16 protein-coding genes are annotated in these 17,687 nt (G+C 58.0%); 11 read left to right on the top strand and 5 right to left on the bottom strand.

Annotated features, from left to right (window positions below):
- The first annotated feature begins 246 nt into the window (after nt 1-246).
- Complete coding sequence (locus tag FIL88_RS05795; protein WP_142852832.1) at nt 247-2,067, top strand: extracellular solute-binding protein; 1,821 nt, start codon at nt 247-249, stop codon at nt 2,065-2,067.
- 66 nt (nt 2,068-2,133) lie between these two features.
- Nucleotides 2,134-3,153: an ACR3 family arsenite efflux transporter gene (gene arsB, locus FIL88_RS05790; protein ID WP_142852831.1), complete on the top strand. Its 1,020-nt coding sequence runs from the start codon at nt 2,134-2,136 to the stop codon at nt 3,151-3,153.
- 3 nt (nt 3,154-3,156) lie between these two features.
- Here the strand turns inward: arsB and FIL88_RS05785 are convergent, their stop codons facing one another.
- Complete coding sequence (locus tag FIL88_RS05785) at nt 3,157-3,783, bottom strand: helix-turn-helix domain-containing protein (protein ID WP_142852830.1); 627 nt, start codon at nt 3,781-3,783, stop codon at nt 3,157-3,159.
- 135 nt (nt 3,784-3,918) lie between these two features.
- Here FIL88_RS05785 and FIL88_RS05780 point away from each other — a divergent pair, with 135 nt between their 5' ends.
- The 3 genes from FIL88_RS05780 to FIL88_RS05770 are packed head-to-tail and all read left to right on the top strand — an operon-like array spanning nt 3,919 to nt 7,346.
- Nucleotides 3,919-5,406: a class I adenylate-forming enzyme family protein gene (locus FIL88_RS05780; protein ID WP_246066618.1), complete on the top strand. Its 1,488-nt coding sequence runs from the start codon at nt 3,919-3,921 to the stop codon at nt 5,404-5,406.
- 54 nt (nt 5,407-5,460) lie between these two features.
- A complete protein-coding gene (locus FIL88_RS05775; RefSeq protein WP_142852828.1) occupies nt 5,461-6,129 on the top strand; it encodes a DsbA family oxidoreductase in 669 nt (222 codons plus the stop codon).
- Nucleotides 6,126-7,346, top strand: coding sequence for a multidrug effflux MFS transporter (locus tag FIL88_RS05770; RefSeq protein WP_142852827.1), 1,221 nt, complete (start codon nt 6,126-6,128; stop codon nt 7,344-7,346). The genes FIL88_RS05775 and FIL88_RS05770 overlap by 4 nt, the downstream gene beginning before the upstream one ends.
- Nucleotides 7,347-7,352: 6 nt before the next feature.
- On the opposite strand, the gene FIL88_RS05765 is transcribed toward FIL88_RS05770, so the two are convergent.
- Nucleotides 7,353-8,366 carry a LacI family DNA-binding transcriptional regulator gene (locus FIL88_RS05765; RefSeq protein ID WP_142852826.1) on the bottom strand — a complete coding sequence of 338 codons (1,014 nt, stop codon included), beginning with the start codon at nt 8,364-8,366 and terminating at the stop codon, nt 7,353-7,355.
- A gap of 140 nt (nt 8,367-8,506) precedes the next feature.
- Between FIL88_RS05765 and iolG the strand changes: the two genes are divergently transcribed.
- From iolG to iolB, 4 genes are read left to right on the top strand one after another with little or no spacing between them, the layout of a single operon-like run.
- Nucleotides 8,507-9,505 carry an inositol 2-dehydrogenase gene (iolG, locus tag FIL88_RS05760; RefSeq protein ID WP_142852825.1) on the top strand — a complete coding sequence of 333 codons (999 nt, stop codon included), beginning with the start codon at nt 8,507-8,509 and terminating at the stop codon, nt 9,503-9,505.
- 14 nt (nt 9,506-9,519) lie between these two features.
- Complete coding sequence (iolE, locus tag FIL88_RS05755) at nt 9,520-10,425, top strand: myo-inosose-2 dehydratase (RefSeq protein WP_142852824.1); 906 nt, start codon at nt 9,520-9,522, stop codon at nt 10,423-10,425.
- A 50-nt stretch (nt 10,426-10,475) separates the two neighbouring features.
- Nucleotides 10,476-11,651 carry a phytanoyl-CoA dioxygenase family protein gene (locus tag FIL88_RS05750; protein WP_142852823.1) on the top strand — a complete coding sequence of 392 codons (1,176 nt, stop codon included), beginning with the start codon at nt 10,476-10,478 and terminating at the stop codon, nt 11,649-11,651.
- A gap of 53 nt (nt 11,652-11,704) precedes the next feature.
- Nucleotides 11,705-12,511: a 5-deoxy-glucuronate isomerase gene (gene iolB / locus FIL88_RS05745; protein ID WP_142852822.1), complete on the top strand. Its 807-nt coding sequence runs from the start codon at nt 11,705-11,707 to the stop codon at nt 12,509-12,511.
- Nucleotides 12,512-12,657: 146 nt separating this feature from the next.
- On the opposite strand, the gene betB is transcribed toward iolB, so the two are convergent.
- From betB to FIL88_RS05730, 3 genes are all read right to left on the bottom strand, one after another.
- Entirely contained in the window at nt 12,658-14,112 is a 1,455-nt protein-coding gene (gene betB, locus FIL88_RS05740; RefSeq protein ID WP_142852821.1) for a betaine-aldehyde dehydrogenase, read from the bottom strand.
- Between the two features lie 142 nt (nt 14,113-14,254).
- Nucleotides 14,255-15,016, bottom strand: a complete 762-nt coding sequence (locus FIL88_RS05735) for an RlmE family RNA methyltransferase (RefSeq protein WP_142852820.1) — start codon at nt 15,014-15,016, stop codon at nt 14,255-14,257.
- Nucleotides 15,016-16,128, bottom strand: coding sequence for a Ppx/GppA phosphatase family protein (locus tag FIL88_RS05730; RefSeq protein WP_142852819.1), 1,113 nt, complete (start codon nt 16,126-16,128; stop codon nt 15,016-15,018). Before FIL88_RS05730 ends, FIL88_RS05735 begins: the two co-directional genes overlap by 1 nt.
- Nucleotides 16,129-16,421: 293 nt before the next feature.
- On the opposite strand from FIL88_RS05730, the gene FIL88_RS05725 reads away from it, so the two are divergent.
- A complete protein-coding gene (locus FIL88_RS05725) occupies nt 16,422-16,718 on the top strand; it encodes a virulence factor (RefSeq protein ID WP_142852818.1) in 297 nt (98 codons plus the stop codon).
- Between the two features lie 26 nt (nt 16,719-16,744).
- Nucleotides 16,745-17,683 carry a methylenetetrahydrofolate reductase gene (locus FIL88_RS05720; RefSeq protein ID WP_142852817.1) on the top strand — a complete coding sequence of 313 codons (939 nt, stop codon included), beginning with the start codon at nt 16,745-16,747 and terminating at the stop codon, nt 17,681-17,683.
- The last annotated feature ends 4 nt before the right edge of the window (nt 17,684-17,687 follow it).

Below are 17,687 nucleotides of genomic sequence, written 5' to 3'. Positions count from 1 at the left end.
TTGAGCTCACCACCCGGATTCGCCATAAAAAAAACGCCCGCACAAGGCGGGCGCAAAGTTATTGAGGCAGGTTTCATACAGGCAAGAAACCTATCGAGCAGTGCATTCTTTATAAGCGGTTGGGCGCCTTTATCCAAGCTAAAAGTTTGAAAAGACTGTTTTCCACCTCTAGTCTTTGTCTAACTAAATCAGGCCCCAAATAAATCAGGCCCCAAGTAAATCCGGGATGTGAAGGATCACAGCGCAATGAGAATAATTCTACCCCAAAAGCTTCGTGGCATCATCGCAACCGGCGCGGTGACGTTGTCGGCGGCGTTGGCTACGCATGCCGAACCGCAACATGGCATTGCCATGTACGGTGCCCCCGCCCTGCCCGCCGACTTTGCGGCAATGCCGCATGTGAACCCGGACGCGCCTAAAGGCGGGCGCATTGTCTTCGCAGAATCGGGCGGCTTTGACAGTTTGCATCCCTATATTCGTAAGGGCAGCACCCCGTGGCAGCTGCGCTTCATGCTGGCTGAAAGCCTGATGGGCCGCAGTTGGGACGAGCCGTTCACGCTGTACGGCCTGCTGGCCGAGACTATCGAAACCGACGGCGATCGCAGCTGGGTCGAGTTCACCTTGCGCGAGGAAGCCGCGTTCTCGGATGGGTCGCCCGTCACGGTCGAAGATGTCATGTGGTCCTACGAGACTTTAGGCACCATCGGCCATCCCCGATATCACGGGTTCTGGAAACAGGTCGAGACGCTTGAACAGACGGGTCCACGCAGCGTGAAGTTCACCTTCACAGAAGACAATCGCGAACTGGTTTTGCTGGCGGGCATGCGCCCGATCCTGAAAAAGGCACAATGGGAAGGCAAAGATTTCGAGGCATCTGGCATCGACGTACTGCCCATCACCTCGGGCCCTTACACAATCGGGGATTTCGAGCCGGGCCGATATCTGACCCTGAAACGCAACCCCGATTACTGGGGCAAGGACGTTCCCTTTATGAAAGGTCAGGCCAATCTGGATGAGATTCGCTTTGACTATTACGGCGATGGCGGCGTGACGTTTGAGGCGTTCAAAGCTGGCGAAGCCAACACTCACCGCGAATTCAACGCGCAGAAATGGGCCACGCAGTTTGATTTCCCCGCAGTTCAGTCAGGTGATGTGGTTCTGTCTGAGATCAAGCACCAGCGTCCCAGCGGGCTGTGGGGCTATGTGATGAACACGCGCAACCCAGTTTTCGCAGATATCCGCGTTCGCGACGCGATGATCCACGCGTTTAACTATGAGTTCATCAACCAGACGATCAATGACGGCGACCGCAAGCGGATCCCCAGCTATTTCGGCAACTCGGTTCTGGGCATGGACGTCGGCGCCCCGGCCGAAGGCAAAGTCCGTGCCCTTCTGGAACCCTTCGCGGACCAGATCCCGGCTGACGTTCTTGATGGCTATGCCCTGCCCGTTTCCGACGGATCCGAGCGTAACCGCGCCGGCCTTCGCAAGGCCATAGCCCTGATGGAGGACGCGGGTTGGACGGTCCAGGACGGCCAAATGAAAAACGCGGCAGGCGCGCCCTTCACATTCGAAATCGTTCTTCAGCAAGGTGCAAATGAGACCCGCCAGACCATGGATATTTTCATGGCCGCGCTGAGCCGGATGGGGATCACGCCCTCAGTCACCTCGATCGACAGCGCCCAATACAAGGAACGCACCCGGGCATTTGACTTCGATATGACCTATATCGAGCGCAGCGCGTCCTTGTCGCCGGGCAACGAACAGAAGTTCAACTGGGGCAGTGCTGCCGCAGATGAAGTTGGCAGCCGCAACCTGATGGGCGTGAAAAGCCCGGCTATTGATGCGATGATCGACGCGATCCCATCCGCACAGTCGCAAGAGGATTTCCGCTCCGCCACCAAGGCGCTGGATCGCCTGCTGATGGCCGGTCGATATGTCATTCCGATCTGGTATCGCGATGTCTCGTGGATCGCCCATGCCAAGGAACTGCACTTCCCCCAGCGCATTCCGATGTATGGCGATTATCTGGGCTTCCAGCCGGAAATCTGGTGGTACGACGAATAAGCTTGAACTGATTTCGGGCGGCGACTACGCATCGCATAACGCGAACATCCGCCGCCCGGAGGTCACATGGGTATTTTCGAACGTTTCCTGTCCGTCTGGGTCGCTTTAAGCATCATTGCAGGCGTTCTTCTGGGCAATCTGATGCCCAGCCTTTTCCAAACCATCGCTGCGCTTGAGATTTCCAAGGTGAACCTTGTGGTCGCCGTGCTGATCTGGGTGATGATCTATCCGATGATGGTGCAGGTCGACTTCGCATCGATCAAAGACATTGGCCGCCGCCCCAAGGGGCTGGTGCTGACGCTGGTGATCAACTGGCTGATCAAGCCCTTCACCATGGCCGCCCTTGGCTGGCTGTTCTTCCGTGTGATCTTTGCCGGGCTTGTCGAGCCCGAAACCGCCAATGAATACATCGCGGGCATGATCCTGCTGGGTGTGGCCCCCTGCACAGCCATGGTCTTTGTCTGGAGCCAGCTGACCAAGGGCGACCCGGCCTATACGCTGGTTCAGGTCAGCGTGAATGACGTGATCATGATCTTCGCCTTCGCCCCCATTGCCGCCTTCCTGCTGGGCATTTCGGACGTCACCGTCCCGTGGGAAACATTGGTGCTCTCGGTAATTCTTTACGTGGTTCTGCCGCTTGCCGCCGGGATCGTGACGCGAGCACGGCTGGCGAAGAACGGAGAAGCCCAGCTAGACGCCTTCCTCGCCCGCCTAAAGCCATGGTCGGTCGTGGGGCTGCTTGCCACTGTGGTGCTGCTCTTTGGATTTCAAGCGCAAACTATTTTGGCGAAACCGTTGGCGATTGTCCTGATTGCAATGCCCCTGCTGATCCAGACCTATGGCATCTTCGCCATTGCTTATGGTGCGGCGAAGGCGATGAAGCTGCCGCACAACATCGCGGCACCAGCCTGCATGATCGGTACGTCAAACTTCTTCGAACTGGCAGTGGCGGTGGCAATCTCGCTGTTCGGGCTGAACTCGGGCGCGGCGCTGGCCACAGTGGTCGGCGTCTTGGTCGAGGTGCCAGTGATGCTGTCGCTGGTCGCCATTGCCAACCGCACACGCCACTGGTTTCCCGAAGCCTGACCCTTAGGTCAGCGAGGTCACCCACAGGATCATCGCATCCTCTTCGCTGACCGAAACCACGTTATGCCCCATCGAGGCGTCGTAATAAGCACTGTCGCCGCGACGCATTTCAACCGGTTCATAGAACTCGGTAATCAGACGCACGGCTCCGGTCAGCACATACAGAAACTCTTCACCATCATGACGCACCCAGCCGTCGAATTCGTCAAACGAACGCGCACGAACACGGGCGCGGTAGGGCAGCATAGACTTCTTGGTCAGCGCGCCCGCCAGGATCTCATGCTCGTAAGTGGCGGTGGGGTGTTCGTTTCCATCGCCGGATTTTGTGACCACCATCCGGCCCGAGACCTGCGCAGATTTGGGCGCGGTAAACAGCTGCGGCACCGAGATCTCAAGCCCAACGGCCAGCTTCTTCAACGCCTCATAGGTTGGCGACATCTGACCGTTCTCGATCTTGGACAGGGTGGAGCGCGCAAGCCCGGCTTGCCCCGCTGCCTGTTCCAACGTCCAACCACGCGACTTACGAAGCTCGCGCACACGCTCGCCCAAGTTCAACGGGCTGGGGTCGGGCAGATCTTCCCCGGTTTCACGGGCAAGCTTGATCAGGCTGGGTTGGTTGGTCTTGGTCATGTCCCTTGAATACAGACAATCTGTCGCGATGCAACCGCACGGCTTGCATCCGGGACCAACCCTTGGCACATCAGACTTATGATCTCGGAATTAAGACCTTCGTCACCGCTGCCACCCGCTCCCGCGTCGTTCAACATGGCACAATATGTGCTGCAACATGCAGCCCGTTTAGGGGGCAAGATCGCGTTAGAGATCGTGTCGGCTGACACCTTACCAAATGCGCGCTGGACATATGCGCAGCTTGAACGTGCTGTTTTGGGCGTTGCGACAGGTCTGCTGGACCAAGGCTTGCAGCCCGGAGATCGCGTGCTGCTTCGGCTGGGCAACACGGTGGACTTTCCGTTGGGGTTTCTAGGGGCCATTGCGGCCGGGCTGGTTCCTATCCCCAGTTCGTCCCAGCTGACCGGATCGGAAATCACGCGCATGGCCAAGCTGGTCACCCCGTCTCTGATCATCGCAGAACCCGGCATCGCATTGCCTGATCCCGCCCCCTGCAGCGTGATTGAGACGAAGACCCTGCATGGCTTCACGGACCTTTCCCCAGCCGCCTATCACCAAGGATGCCCGGAACGACCTGCTTATATTATCTTCACCTCTGGCACCTCGGGGCAAGCGCGTGCCGTGCTGCACGCACATCGCGCCATCTGGGCACGTCAAATGATGTGGGACGGCTGGTATGGAATCACCGAAAACGACCGCGTCATGCATGCAGGTGCCTTTAACTGGACTTACACACTGGGCACGGGGTTGATGGATCCATGGTCTGTTGGCGCAACCGCTTTAATCCCGGCCGCAGGCAACACACCCAATGACCTTTCGGCGCTGTTGTCCCGCGAAAACGTCTCGATTTTCGCGGCAGCCCCCGGCGTATATCGCCAAATATTGAAAGCGACGCTGCCGACGCTGCCCCACCTGCGCCATGGCCTGTCCGCCGGCGAAAAACTGCCCGAAATCACCCGCACCCGGTGGGAGGAGCAGACCCACACCCCAATTCACGAAGCATTTGGCATGTCAGAATGCTCGACCTTCATATCGGGGTCCCCGTCAAAGCCCGCGCCAGACGGCGCGCTGGGCTTTGGGCAAACAGGTCGCCATTTGGCGGTTCTGGACAGAAGCGGCTCACCCGTTCCCGTTGGCACCACCGGAACACTGGCCATCCATCGCAGCGATCCCGGCTTGATGCTTGAGTACCTGAATGCACCCGAAGCGACAGCGGACAAGTTCTTAAGCGACTGGTTTCTAACTGGTGACAGCGTATCAATGACGCAAGCAGGCGCGTTCATCTATGACGGGCGCGGTGATGACATCATGAATGCTGGCGGCTACCGCGTCTCGCCAATCGAAGTCGAAACCGCCATGACCCTGCATCCCGGCATCAGCGAAGCCGCCTGTATTGAAATTTCCGTGAAAGCCGATGCATCCGTGATTGGCTGCTTCTATATCCCGTCAGACGCCCCAATCGCCGAGGAGGAGTTGACGCGCCATGCTCATTCTCTGCTGGCTCACTACAAATGCCCAAGGCTGTTTCGAGCCGTAAACGCTCTGCCCAGATCTACCAATAACAAGTTGTCGCGCGCCGCTTTGCGTCGGCTGATCGTTGCAAATGACACAAAAAACAAGTGAGCTCTTCCCATCCCTGTCAATCCCAGATAGAGCTAACCGCCATAGGAGTAATTTATGATCCGCCTGGACATTTTTTCTGACCCAATTTGCCCGTGGTGTTACATTGGCAAGACTCGCCTTGATTTCGCATTGGAGTCGCGCCCGGATCATCCGTTTCAGGTCCATTGGCACCCGTTCCAACTGAACCCGGAAATGCCGCCCGAAGGCATGGATCGGCGCGCCTATCTGGAAGGCAAATTCGGCGGCAAGGAGAAAGCCGTCAAAGCGTATTTGCCCGTGATCGAAGAAGCTGCGGCGTCCGGCCTCGACATCAATTTAGAGGCTATTAAGCGCACGCCAAACACGATGAACGCGCATCGGCTAATTCACTGGGCTGGGCTGGAAGGCAAGCAAAACGCAATCGTTGACCGGCTGTTCCGCGGCTATTTCGTTGATGGCAAAGACATTGGTCAGGCTGATGTCCTGTGCGACATCGCGGCAGGTGCTGGGATGGACGCTGACATGGTGAAACGCCTGTTAGACTCGTCATCAGACGCCAGCGATCTTCTGGCCCGCGATATGGATGCGCGTCACAAGGGCGTAAACTCGGTCCCGACCTTCCTGATTGCCAACCAGCATGTGGTTCCAGGCGCGCAACCCATCAAACTGTGGCAGCAAGTGATTGATGACATCACAGCCCAATTGGACGCGGCTGAAACAGAGGACGAGGGCCCCGCTTCGTGAGCATCCTGCCCGCATCTCCGGTCAAACCATTAAGCTTGCGAGAATATGTGCTGCTGATGGCCGCACTATTTTCGATGGTGGCATTTTCGATCGATTCGATCATGCCCGCCCTGCCCGAGATCGCGGCCCTTCTTGTGCCCGAGGATGTTAATCGCGCGCAGCTGTTGATCAGCGCTTTCGTAATCGGAGCGGGTGCCGGACAGCTGATTTTTGGGCCCCTGTCTGACTCGATTGGCCGACGGTGGTCCCTTGCGCTGGGCATGGCGCTTTACATGATTGCCGCGTTTGCCGCGCTTTGGGCACAATCGCTTGAGGCGCTTCTGTTCTGGCGCTTTGTGCAAGGTGCTGGGGCCGCGGGGCCGCGTACTTGTGGCATGGCCATGACGCGTGACCTTTATGAGGGGCGGCAAATGGCGCGCGTCAACTCGATGGCGTTCACGTTTTTCGTACTGGTTCCAGCGATTGCCCCACTGATCGGTCAATGGGTCGTTCTGGGCTTCGGATGGCGGCATATGTTCACCACCTATATTCTGCTGGCCATCGTCATTTTGACGTGGTTTCTGCTGCGCCAGCCAGAAACCCTCCCCCCCGACCGCCGTCGCCCGTTGTCTCCGCGCCCGACAGTCAAAGCCTTTGCCATCGTGATGAAAAGCAAAGTGACGCTGATCTATATGGGGGTCATCACCTTTGCATTCGCACAGCTTATGGCCTTTATCAGCTCGGCCCAGCAGATTTTTGTCGATGTGTTGGGGGCGGGTACGAAATTTCCGATTTACTTTGCCGTTATCACGATATTCTCTGCGGCTTCAGGGCTTCTGAATGCCAGTCTTGTGATGCGGATTGGAATGCGTCGCTTGGCGCAGGCAGGATTTGCCGTGCAGACGGTACTGGCCGGGCTAACATTGATTTATTGGTCGTTCTATATGCCACAAGGCGAGACTGCTTTGATCGTCTTTTGCCTTTGGGCCACAACGCTGTTTTTCCTGAACGGATTGAGCTTTGGGAACCTGAACGCTTTGGCAATCCAACCCCTGGGCCATGTGGCTGGCACTGCAAGCGCGGTTATCGGCGCAATTCCGACCATGGCTGCGATTGCCATCGCAGCGCCTGTTGGCCTTGCATTCAACGGCACGCCCCTGCCCCTGTTGACCGGCGTCACGATCTGCTCAGGCTTGGCCTTGGCACTGATGCAACTGGATCGCCACAACGATCATTAACCAGCGTCACGCCGAGCGGCGGATGACCAACTCGCCAGTGAACCTATCCAGCCCAACCTCGTCACGTTGCCCCAAAACGACCTGTGCCAAAGCCTCTGCCATGGCGCTTATGGGTTGGCGATACGTCGTCAATTGATAGCTTTGATCCGCCGCCTGAGGCGTATCGTCAAAGCCCGTTACCGCCAAATCGCCCGGAACATTTCGACCAAACTCGTGGCGCAAAGCATCAATCGTGCCAACGGCCAAGGCGTCATTTTCGCACACGATCACATCCGGCCAGCTGTCTTCCGGGCAGCCCTTCAGAAACGAGGTGACTTGCCGATATGCCTGTCTTGGATCATACGACCCCACCACGTGATCTTCTGGCCTAAATCCCGTTGCGGACTGCCAACCTTCAACGAAGGTCTGCTGGCGTAACAAATGGGCAGACCGTGTCTGAGGACCGGCCAAAAAGAGAGGTCGACTATACCCGCCAGACAAGACGTGATCTGTCATAACAGCCATTGCTGATCGATCATCCACACAAATCGAAACCGCCTGAACTTCTGACGACAAGCGTGCGAAAACAATCAGTTTTCCAATGTGATCCGTACCTTTCGCTTGCGCAATCAGGTCGTCACTTAACTGACTGCCAATCAACACAGCAGCATCCACCCGCCGCTGTCGCGCTGTGCGCAGGGCATCCTGTGTATCTTTCTGGCTGGCAGTGTTTACCAACAACACATCCAACCCATGCGCCCCCAAAACACGCGTCAGTGCTTCGAGCATCACAAGCTTATGCGGATTGGCAAAATCATCGATCAGAAGCGACACCAGATTGCTGCGATCTGAGGCGAGACTGGCTGCCAAAAGATCCGGAGCATAGTCCAGCCGCGCCGCCGCCTTCATCACCCGATCCAATGTGCGCTTCGAAATCGAGGCATCCTTTTTGAACGCACGATTAACCGTCCATCGCGATACACCGGCCAGTTCAGCCACATCTTCGGCCGTGGCCGGTTTGGATTTAGGAGTGGATGCCATGACGCCCCTTCTTGTTCCCTTCTGTCTAACGTGCCGAGCCTTACTGCACCAGCACTTTGCACGCGCGTGCACATTTTGATTGCACGCGCGTGCACAACGCGGCATCGTATGGCAAATGACAGATTCCTTGGGGGGACATGATGCTTCGTATCGGACTTCTTGGCGCGGGACGCATTGGCATTGTCCACGCTGCCGCAATCACCGCACACCGTGACAGCGCACTTGTGGCGATTTCGGACGCGTTCGCAGAAAACGCTGAAAAGCTAGCTTCGCAATATGGCGTTGCCACGGCCACGTCAGACGACATCCTGCAGGACCCCAATATTGATGCAGTGGTCATCGCGACGCCCACCGACACCCATTCGGACCTGATCGAAGCCGCAACTGCCGCCGGCAAAGCCGTCTTCTGTGAAAAACCCGTGGACCTAAGCCTTGATCGTGCACGCGCTTGTCTAAACGCCACCAAAGACAGCGGGCAGCCCGTCATGGTTGGGTTCAACCGTCGCTTTGATCCAAATTTTGGGCATTTGAAAGCCGCGTTAGACGCAGGTGAAATTGGCAAGTCAGAACTCCTCGCCATCACCTCGTTCGACCCGGCCCCGCCGCCAATCGAATACATCAAAGTCTCCGGCGGGTTGTTTCGCGACATGATGATCCACGACTTTGACATGGCAAACTTCATCATGGGCGCCCTGCCCCAAACCATTATGGCGACAGGCAGCGCCATCGTTGATCCCGCAATTGGAGATGCGGGCGACGTAGACACCGCCGTTGCGACCCTGACCTATGCGGATGGCCGGATCGCGGTGATCAAGAACTCGCGCCGCGCCGCCTTTGGCTATGACCAGCGGATCGAGGTTCTAGGGGCCAAAGGCATGTTGCAGGCGCAAAATGTGCTGGAAAACACGGTGGTAAAATCAACGGCAGACGGCGTGATCGGGGCCAAGCCCACCTATTTCTTCCTCGAACGCTATATGCCCGCCTATAAAGCGGAATGGAGCGCATTTGTGGACGCCGCCACCGGCAAGGCCGATATCCCCGTCAGCCTGCAAGACGGGGTAAATGCGCTTGCAATGGCCGAGGCCGCAACGCGATCATTGGCGACCGGCGCACCGGTACGCCTGTCGGATCTGGACTAAGTAAAGGCAAGCCCATGAGCGTGAAAATCGGCATCTCCCCCATCGCGTGGCAAAACGATGACTTGCCCGACCTGACAGCGGCTTACAGCATGGAGCAAGCTCTTCAGGAAGCCCGTCAGATCGGCTATACCGGTGTCGAACGCGGACGCCGCATGCCGCAAGATACTGAAGGTCTGCGCCGCTATCTGGCCGCGAATGACATCGCGCTGTGTGGCGGCTGGTGCTCGGGCAATCTGATGGTGAATAGCGTCGCCGACGAAATCGACGCAGTGCGCCAGCAGGTCGACCAGTTCGTCGCTTTGGACAGCCCCGCGCTTGTCTATGCCGAGTGTTCCAATACGGTTCAGGGTGATCTGACCACGCCCGTCAACAACCGCCCAAAGCTGACACGTGACGAGATCACGGCCTATGCTGCGAAGCTGTCCGAATTGGCAAAATGGATGGCCGATCAGGGCATGGTTCTGGCCTATCACCACCATATGGGGTCGATGATCGAAGATCAGCATGATGTGGATTGGCTGATGGAGGGCAGCTCGGACGAGGTCACGCTTCTGTTCGACACGGGCCATTTGCAGTTCGGCGGTGCAGACGTGTTGAGCACATTGGACAAATGGGGGCATCGGGTGCGGCACGTGCATTACAAGGACGTCCGCCCGGATGTGACCGCGATGATCCGCACTGACAACAAAAGCTTCCTTGATGCCGTCGTGGCGGGCGCCTTCACAGTGCCCGGCGATCCCGAAGGATGTATCGACTTTCAGGCCGTGACCGACAAGCTGGCGGCGATCGACTATCAGGGCTGGATTGTTGTCGAGGCCGAACAGGACCCGGCCAAGGCCAACCCATATGCGTACTCAAAGCTTGGATATGAACATATCAAGACGATCTGCTCTGCGTCTGGCCTGACCATCCAGACCTGATTTCGCTGCCCCATTTGGGGTCAACACCAACCATGACAATGGAGGTTATCATGGTAGATACTGAACTTGGATATATCCCTTATTTTGATCGCGAGTCCTGCGATCTGGACGAGTTCAAGGTGCTGACCTCACAAAGCCTTACGCCTGACATGGTGCCCTATGCCGCGGATGTTCAGAAGAATGTTCCGATCTATGATATGAATGCACTGCGGCTGTCGCTGGCCGATGCGGATGCGCGTCAAAGATTGCTGACCGAATGGGGCAAAGTACTGGGACAAAGTGCCGGTGTTATCGTCCTGAAATCGGCCTATGCAGACACTGCGGTGATCGACCGCGCGACCCGGGTGTTCCGCGCCATCATCGCCGACGAACGGGCCAGCGGCTCGGGCGAAGGGGATCACTTCGCGGCAGCTGGGGCCAATGATCGGATCTGGAATGCGCTGCAAAAGCACTGTTTGCGCGACCCGGAAGGCTTTGCGCTGTATTTTGGAAACGCCACCATTGCCGCGGCCTGTGAAGCTTGGCTAGGGCCGCATTATCAGATGACTGCGCAGGTCAATCAGGTACGTCCCGGTGGCAAAGCGCAGCAGGCGCATCGGGACTATCATCTTGGCTTCCAAAGCGCCGAGGTCGCAGCCCGTTTCCCCGCCCACGCGCATCTGCTGACTGCAAGCCTGACCCTGCAAGGCGCGATTGCCCATTGCGACATGCCGGTCGACAGCGGGCCGACCAAACTGTTGCCGTTCTCGCAAAGCTATGGGCCGGGCTATCTGGCCTTTCACGATCCGGCCTTTGCCGGATATTTCGAAGAGGCCTGCATCCAATTACCGCTGGAAAAAGGCGACGCTGTGTTCTTCAACCCCGCGCTCTTCCACGCAGCAGGCGAAAACCGTACCGAAGACATCGAGCGTATGGCCAATCTGGTCCAGATCTCGTCTGCCTTCGGGCGCGCCATGGAAAGCGTGGATCGGCAGGCGATGGCCAATGCGATCTTCCCGGCCCTGTTGGGGCTGGAGGACACGCTCAGCGCGCCGGACCTGCAAGCCGCAATCGCCGCCACGGCCGAGGGGTATTCCTTTCCGACCAATCTGGACACGGATCCGCCCGTCGGAGGCAATGCCCCGCAAACGCAGGCCGACATCCTGCGCCAAGCGGTTGCCGAGCAATGGGCCACAGACAAGCTGCACAACGATCTGCTAGCCTTGCAAATCAGGCAATCGGCATAAAAGCTTTGCCCGCCGGGGATCTCGGCGGGCACTCGTAATTTAAAGGACACGTCATGTCAAAGCTACTGCACAAACCCATCCGGTCCAATGGCAAGGTCCATGACATCACGCCCGAAAGCGCGGACTGGACCTATGTCGGGTTTGGCCTTCACAAGCTGAAGGCGGGCGACAGCGTGTCCGACGCCACTGGCGAGAATGAGGTCATTCTGGTCATGGTCGAAGGCAAGGCCGCAATCACCGGTGCAGGGCAGGATTGGGGTGTTTTGGGCGACCGCATGAACGTGTTCGAAAAGACCCCGCCCCACAGCCTGTATCTGCCCAATGGCAGCGACTGGCAGGTCGCGGCCCAGACGGATTGCGTGATCGCCGTCTGCGCGGCCCCGGGCAAAGGTGGTCATCCTGCCCGCAAAATCGGCCCGGACGGGATCACCCTGACCCAACGCGGAACTGGCGCAAATACACGCTACATCAACAACATCGCGATGGAGGCAGAAGATTTCTGCGACAGCCTGCTGGTGACCGAGGTATTCACGCCTGCGGGCAACTGGTCCTCGTACCCCAGCCATCGGCATGACGAAGACGACTACCCGCACATCACCTATCTGGAAGAAACCTATTACCACCGACTGAACCCGGCGGATGGGTTTGGCATACAGCGCGTCTATACTGACGACGGATCCTTGGATGAAACGATGGCTGTTTCTGATGGCGATGTTGTTTGCGTGCCCAAGGGCCACCACCCCTGCGGCGCACCTTATGGGTTCGAGATGTATTATTTGAACGTCATGGCAGGCCCGCTGCGCAAATGGCGGTTCGAACTGGCGCCCGAGGTCAAGCAAATCGCAGAACGCGACGCCTGACAACAGGCCCGTCCTCCAGTAACCAACCACTCCGATACACCCACAAAAAACGCGCAACCAATAGCTGCGCACTTTTTCTTGTTCAAAATATCCTGGGGTGAGCGCGCATGCGCGAGGGGCAACGCCCCTCACCCCGCTATTGTAGCTTAGAACGGCGCTTCCAGATCACTCAAACGCACATAAACAGTCTTCAGCTCGGAGTAATGTTCGATCGCTGCTTTCGAGTTTTCACGCCCGACGCCCGAAGCTTTGGAGCCACCAAACGGCGCCTCAACCGGCGCATCATTATAAGTGTTGATAAAGCAGGTGCCTGCCTCGAACCCGGCAACCACGCGGTGCGCGCGGGTCAAGTCGTTGGTGAACACACCAGCGGCCAGACCGAATTCGGTGTCATTGGCCCGGGCCATCACCTCGTCTTCGTCCTCGAAATCCAGAACCGACATGACTGGCCCAAAGATCTCTTCACGGGCGATCGTCATATCGTCAGTCACATCCGCAAAGACCGTGGGCTGCAGATAGAACCCGTCGCCGTCGATGCGGGCACCGCCGAAGGCCAGACGCGCGCCCTCTTCCTTGCCCTTCTCGATATAGTTCATAACGATATTCATCTGCCCTTCACTGACCATCGGTCCGAACGATGTTTCGGGGTCCAGCGGATCGCCAATCACAGCGCCCTCCAGACGCTCAGAAAGGCGCTTCAAAAACGCTTCCTTGATGCCTTTCTGCACAAACACGCGCGTGCCGTTCGAACAGACCTGCCCCGACGAATAGAAGTTGCCCAGAATGGCGCCCGAGACGGCTTTGTCCACATCGGCGTCGTCAAAGACGATCATCGGTGACTTGCCGCCCAGCTCCATCGTGACATGTTTCATGCCTTCTGCGGCGGCAGCATAAACCTTGCGGCCAGTTGGCACCGATCCGGTCAGGGAAACCTTGGCCACACGCGGGTCGGTGACCAGCGCAGCGCCCACATCACCATAGCCTTGGATGACATTGAAGATACCCGCCGGCGCGCCCGCTTCGATCATGATCTCGGCCACTTTCAACGCAGAAAGCGGTGTGGTTTCAGAGGGTTTGAAGATCGATGTGTTGCCACAGGCCAATGCAGGTGCGGCTTTCCAGCAGGCGATCTGGGTCGGATAGTTCCACGCGCCGATGCCAACGCAAACCCCAAGCGCTTCACGGCGCGTATAGACGAAATCCCCGTCTGGCATCTGGATGTGTTCGCCTGTCAGCGACCCTGCCAAACCGCCAAAATACTCCAGCGCATCCGCACCCGAGGTCGCATCGGCAACGCTGGTTTCCTGATACGGCTTACCGGTGTCGAGTGTCTCAAGCACCGACAGGTCGTGGTTGCGCTCGCGAATGATGTCAGCAGCGCGGCGCAGAATGCGTCCACGCTCGGTTCCGGTCATCGCTTCCCAGTCCGCCTGCGCTGCCAACGACGATGTGATGGCCTGTTCGATGATTGCAGGGGTTGCGGAATGCAGCTTTGCAATAACCTCGCCGGTGGCGGGGAAGATCACATCGATTTCTGCACCTGCCGTGTCTTCGACATAGGCACCATTGATGAAATGGCTGGCTTGAGGTTGTGCGCGCATGTTGCACCTTTCAGATCTGCGCCCGGCGATGCGCACGGGCGGTACATTCATTTTGAATACTTTGTGTCACGATGGGATTTAGGGGGCTGTTCAAAAGACGACAAGCTAAGGCCAGCACGCGCCGCGTGGCCCGGCATCTGGCTTAGCCCTTATAGTCCATCGCGACCACGAATTTTTCCGAACTGTCCGAGCGGCTTGAGGGCGGTTTTACGTTCATCACCTTGTTGAACTTTGTCTTCAACAGCTTCTGAAGCTCGCCTTCAGCCCCGCCGGCCAGCACTTTCGCCACGAAAGTGCCACCTTCATCCAGCACGTCGAACGCGAAATAGGCGGCTGCTTCACACAGCGAGATGATCCGCAAATGGTCGGTCTGCTTATGGCCCGAACTGGACGCCGCCATATCGGACATGACCACATCCGCTTTGCCGCCCAACCAGTCACGCACGACTTGGTCGGCACCCTCGTCCATGAAATCAAGCTGCTCGAAACGGGCACCTGCAAAAGGTTCGACCTCTTGCAAATCCACGCCCAGATAGGTGCCGACGCGTTTGCCAGACTTCTCACCCAGTGCATTGATGCGGGGCACGGCAACCTGCGCCCAGCCCCCCGGCGCGCAGCCAAGGTCAACAACGCGGGCGCCGTTCACAAGGAACCGGTATTTATCGTCCAATTCCATGATCTTATAGGCCGCACGACCGCGATAGCCCTCGGCCTGAGCGCGTTGCACATAGGGGTCATTCAACTGGCGCTGCAACCAACGTGTCGACGAACTGCGACGGCCCCGTGCGGTTTTCACCTTCACAGTCAGATCGCGCTGCCCCCGGCCCGAGCTTTTGCGCGTCCGTTTTGAATATTTATTGCCGCCCCCTTGGGAGCCGCCGGAGTTACCACCGTCTTGAGACATCAGAAAGGTCCGCCTTCCAACACGCCGTCCGAGGACATTTGAGAATAAAGGATGCCTTCTCTAAGGCCACGATCGGCAACTGACAAGCGATCTGTCGGCCAGACCCGTAAAAGCGCCTGCAAAATCGCCGCGCCGGACATGATCAGCGATTGCCGGTCCCGTCCGATATGCGAGTTCACGCGCCGCCCCTTGGGGCCCATCGCCAGATACCCTTGGATCACGCGCTCGATCTGTTCCGAGGTCATGCGCAGCCCATCAACGCGGGTCCTGTCATAGCGACGCAGGCCCAGGTGGGTCGCGGCCACGGTTGTGACCGTGCCCGAGGTGCCAATGATCTGAAAACCTTCACGCGGGGGTTCATGGTGGAACGGGCTGAAATCGGCCAGCTGTTCTTCGAAATGAACCGACATCAGCGCATAGCGCCCGGAATCGTCTTCCACATCGTCAAACATCTCGCGCAATGTCGCCACGCCCAATGGAACCGAAATCCAGTCAACCACGCTGGCGGCCGGGAAATCGCCCACACCACCCGAAAATCCGCGTCCCATCCGCATAATGGATTGCGCACGATCCAGCGGCGGAACTTTCGACAGGTCGATCCAGACAAGCTCGGTCGAGCCGCCACCGATATCCACCACCAAAAGCTGTTCGGTCTTGGTGGACACCAAAGGTGCGCAGGACACCACGGCCAGACGCGCTTCTTCTTCCGGCTTGATGATCTCCAGATCCAACCCGGTCTCGCGCCGGATACTGGCCATGAAGTTCTTACCGTTCGAGGCGCGACGACAGGCTTCGGTCGCGACAAGTCGCATCCGTTTCACATCATGTTTGATCAGTTTTTTACGGCAAATACGCAGGGCTTGGATCGTCCGCGCCATGGATGAACGGCTTAGGCGACCAGACGTTTCCAGCCCCCGGCCCAGCTGCACCGATTTCGAGAAGCTGTCCACGACGTGAAACTGACTGCCCTTTGGCTGGGCAATCAGCATCCGACAACTATTTGTACCGAGGTCCAGCGCCGCATACAGGCTTGCCGGATCCACGGGGGATGGCACGGGGGCTACTACCGCTTTCGGGAACACGCCCGCACCTTTGGGACGCTTGGGCGCCATTGGTCACGCCCTCCATTTTCGAGTTATCCCCAAGATAGGGTGCATGACCGGTGCTGGCAATCCCTGCTGGACGGCAAATGTGACACTCTTAGGTCATAATCAACATGAATGGTTTTCACCGCGCAGGGCATAGCCTGCGCCAGTGCTTTTTCGTATTCCTTTGGCGCGGATCGTTCGAACGTGATCCCGCGATGCCTGCGAAGTCGCTGTTGAAACGCGGCGTGTCGAAATTCGACACAAGGCAACGGGCAAGCGCGCTTAGGAATAGAGAACGAGGAAAAGGGAGAATCGCAATGCCGGACGTCACCATCGTTTACTGGAGGGACATCCCCGCCCAAGTGATCGTGGGCAAAGGGCGCCGTGGGGCCAAAGCCCCCCTGCCCGAGCGGTTCGAACAAGCCATTGACCGGGCTGCCATGAAGGTGAACGCAAAAGACAGCGACGCCTATCTGGCGGAATGGCGCAAGGCTGACCCTTTCTCGGTTGACGGTGATCCGCGGGAAATCGCAACGGCTGAAGCCGCGCGTTTGGATGCGGAATATGACAAAGAGCGCCTTGTCGCTCTGATTGGCAACGACGGATGGGCTTGATCCCACCCTCTATCAAGGAGGCAGCCATGGCGCTGTTGAACTTCCGCAAAAAGTCTGACGATGGTCAGGCCAATGCAGCAAGCCCCGAACTTCAAGCCTTTCTGAAGGGCTATTCAATCGAAGTTATGCCCCGCACAGCTGGCAAGGTCGAAGACTTCCGCGACCTTCTGCCCGAGGGCACGCGCGTCTATATCGCCCATATCGAAGGCACGCCAATCGAAGACATGGTTGCCACCGCCAAGCGTATCAAGGAAGAAGGCTTTGACGTGATGCCGCATTTCCCGGCGCGTATCATCAAAGACAAAGCAACCTTGGCTGACTGGATCGCCCAGTATCAGGGTGAAGCAGACGTCAAGCAGGGCCTGATCCTTGCCGGTGGTGTGGCCCAGCCAGTTGGCGAGTTCGACAGCTCGATGCAACTTCTGGAAACGGGTCTCTTTGATCAGGCGGGCTTTACCCACTTGAACGTTGCCGGTCACCCCGAGCCCAATCTGGACATCGACCCTAAGGGCGGGCGCGCCAACACTTATGCGGCGCTGGACTGGAAACAAGAGTTCTCGAAACGCACCGACGCCGAGATGGCGCTGGCCACCCAGTTCTGCTTTGAATCTGAACCGGTCATCCAATGGGCGAACGAACTGGCCGAGCGTGGCATGAACCTTCCGATCCATATCGGCATCGCAGGTCCGGCCAAGCTGCAAACCATGATCAAGTTCGCCATTGCCTGCGGCGTGGGTCCGTCGCTGAAAGTGCTGCAAAAGCGCGCCAAAGACGTATCGAAGCTGCTGCTGCCGCACGAGCCGACCGAAGTTCTGAACGATCTGGCGCTGCACAAAGCCGCCAACCCCGACTTCAACATCACCCAGGTGCATTTCTTCCCGCTGGGCGGGATCAAAACCAATGCCAACTGGGCCATCGAGCATGGCGGTGACAACACTGCCCCCGTGAACGCGACCAAAGGATAATCAA

The organism is Aliiroseovarius halocynthiae, assembly GCF_007004645.1.
Classification (GTDB): domain Bacteria; phylum Pseudomonadota; class Alphaproteobacteria; order Rhodobacterales; family Rhodobacteraceae; genus Aliiroseovarius; species Aliiroseovarius halocynthiae.
This window is presented reverse-complemented; position numbering and strand designations above follow the sequence as displayed.

What these genes read in the sequence shown, in the direction of transcription:
- FIL88_RS05795 (WP_142852832.1), top strand. Translation starts at nt 247, where the DNA reads ATGAGAATAATTCTACCCCAAAAGCTTCGTGGCATCATCGCAACCGGC.
- arsB (WP_142852831.1), top strand. Translation starts at nt 2,134, where the DNA reads ATGGGTATTTTCGAACGTTTCCTGTCCGTCTGGGTCGCTTTAAGCATC.
- FIL88_RS05785 (WP_142852830.1), bottom strand. Translation starts at nt 3,783, where the DNA reads ATGACCAAGACCAACCAACCCAGCCTGATCAAGCTTGCCCGTGAAACC.
- FIL88_RS05780 (WP_246066618.1), top strand. Translation starts at nt 3,919, where the DNA reads ATGGCACAATATGTGCTGCAACATGCAGCCCGTTTAGGGGGCAAGATC.
- FIL88_RS05775 (WP_142852828.1), top strand. Translation starts at nt 5,461, where the DNA reads ATGATCCGCCTGGACATTTTTTCTGACCCAATTTGCCCGTGGTGTTAC.
- FIL88_RS05765 (WP_142852826.1), bottom strand. Translation starts at nt 8,366, where the DNA reads ATGGCATCCACTCCTAAATCCAAACCGGCCACGGCCGAAGATGTGGCT.
- iolG (WP_142852825.1), top strand. Translation starts at nt 8,507, where the DNA reads ATGCTTCGTATCGGACTTCTTGGCGCGGGACGCATTGGCATTGTCCAC.
- iolE (WP_142852824.1), top strand. Translation starts at nt 9,520, where the DNA reads ATGAGCGTGAAAATCGGCATCTCCCCCATCGCGTGGCAAAACGATGAC.
- FIL88_RS05750 (WP_142852823.1), top strand. Translation starts at nt 10,476, where the DNA reads ATGGTAGATACTGAACTTGGATATATCCCTTATTTTGATCGCGAGTCC.
- iolB (WP_142852822.1), top strand. Translation starts at nt 11,705, where the DNA reads ATGTCAAAGCTACTGCACAAACCCATCCGGTCCAATGGCAAGGTCCAT.
- betB (WP_142852821.1), bottom strand. Translation starts at nt 14,112, where the DNA reads ATGCGCGCACAACCTCAAGCCAGCCATTTCATCAATGGTGCCTATGTC.
- FIL88_RS05735 (WP_142852820.1), bottom strand. Translation starts at nt 15,016, where the DNA reads ATGTCTCAAGACGGTGGTAACTCCGGCGGCTCCCAAGGGGGCGGCAAT.
- FIL88_RS05730 (WP_142852819.1), bottom strand. Translation starts at nt 16,128, where the DNA reads ATGGCGCCCAAGCGTCCCAAAGGTGCGGGCGTGTTCCCGAAAGCGGTA.
- FIL88_RS05725 (WP_142852818.1), top strand. Translation starts at nt 16,422, where the DNA reads ATGCCGGACGTCACCATCGTTTACTGGAGGGACATCCCCGCCCAAGTG.
- FIL88_RS05720 (WP_142852817.1), top strand. Translation starts at nt 16,745, where the DNA reads ATGGCGCTGTTGAACTTCCGCAAAAAGTCTGACGATGGTCAGGCCAAT.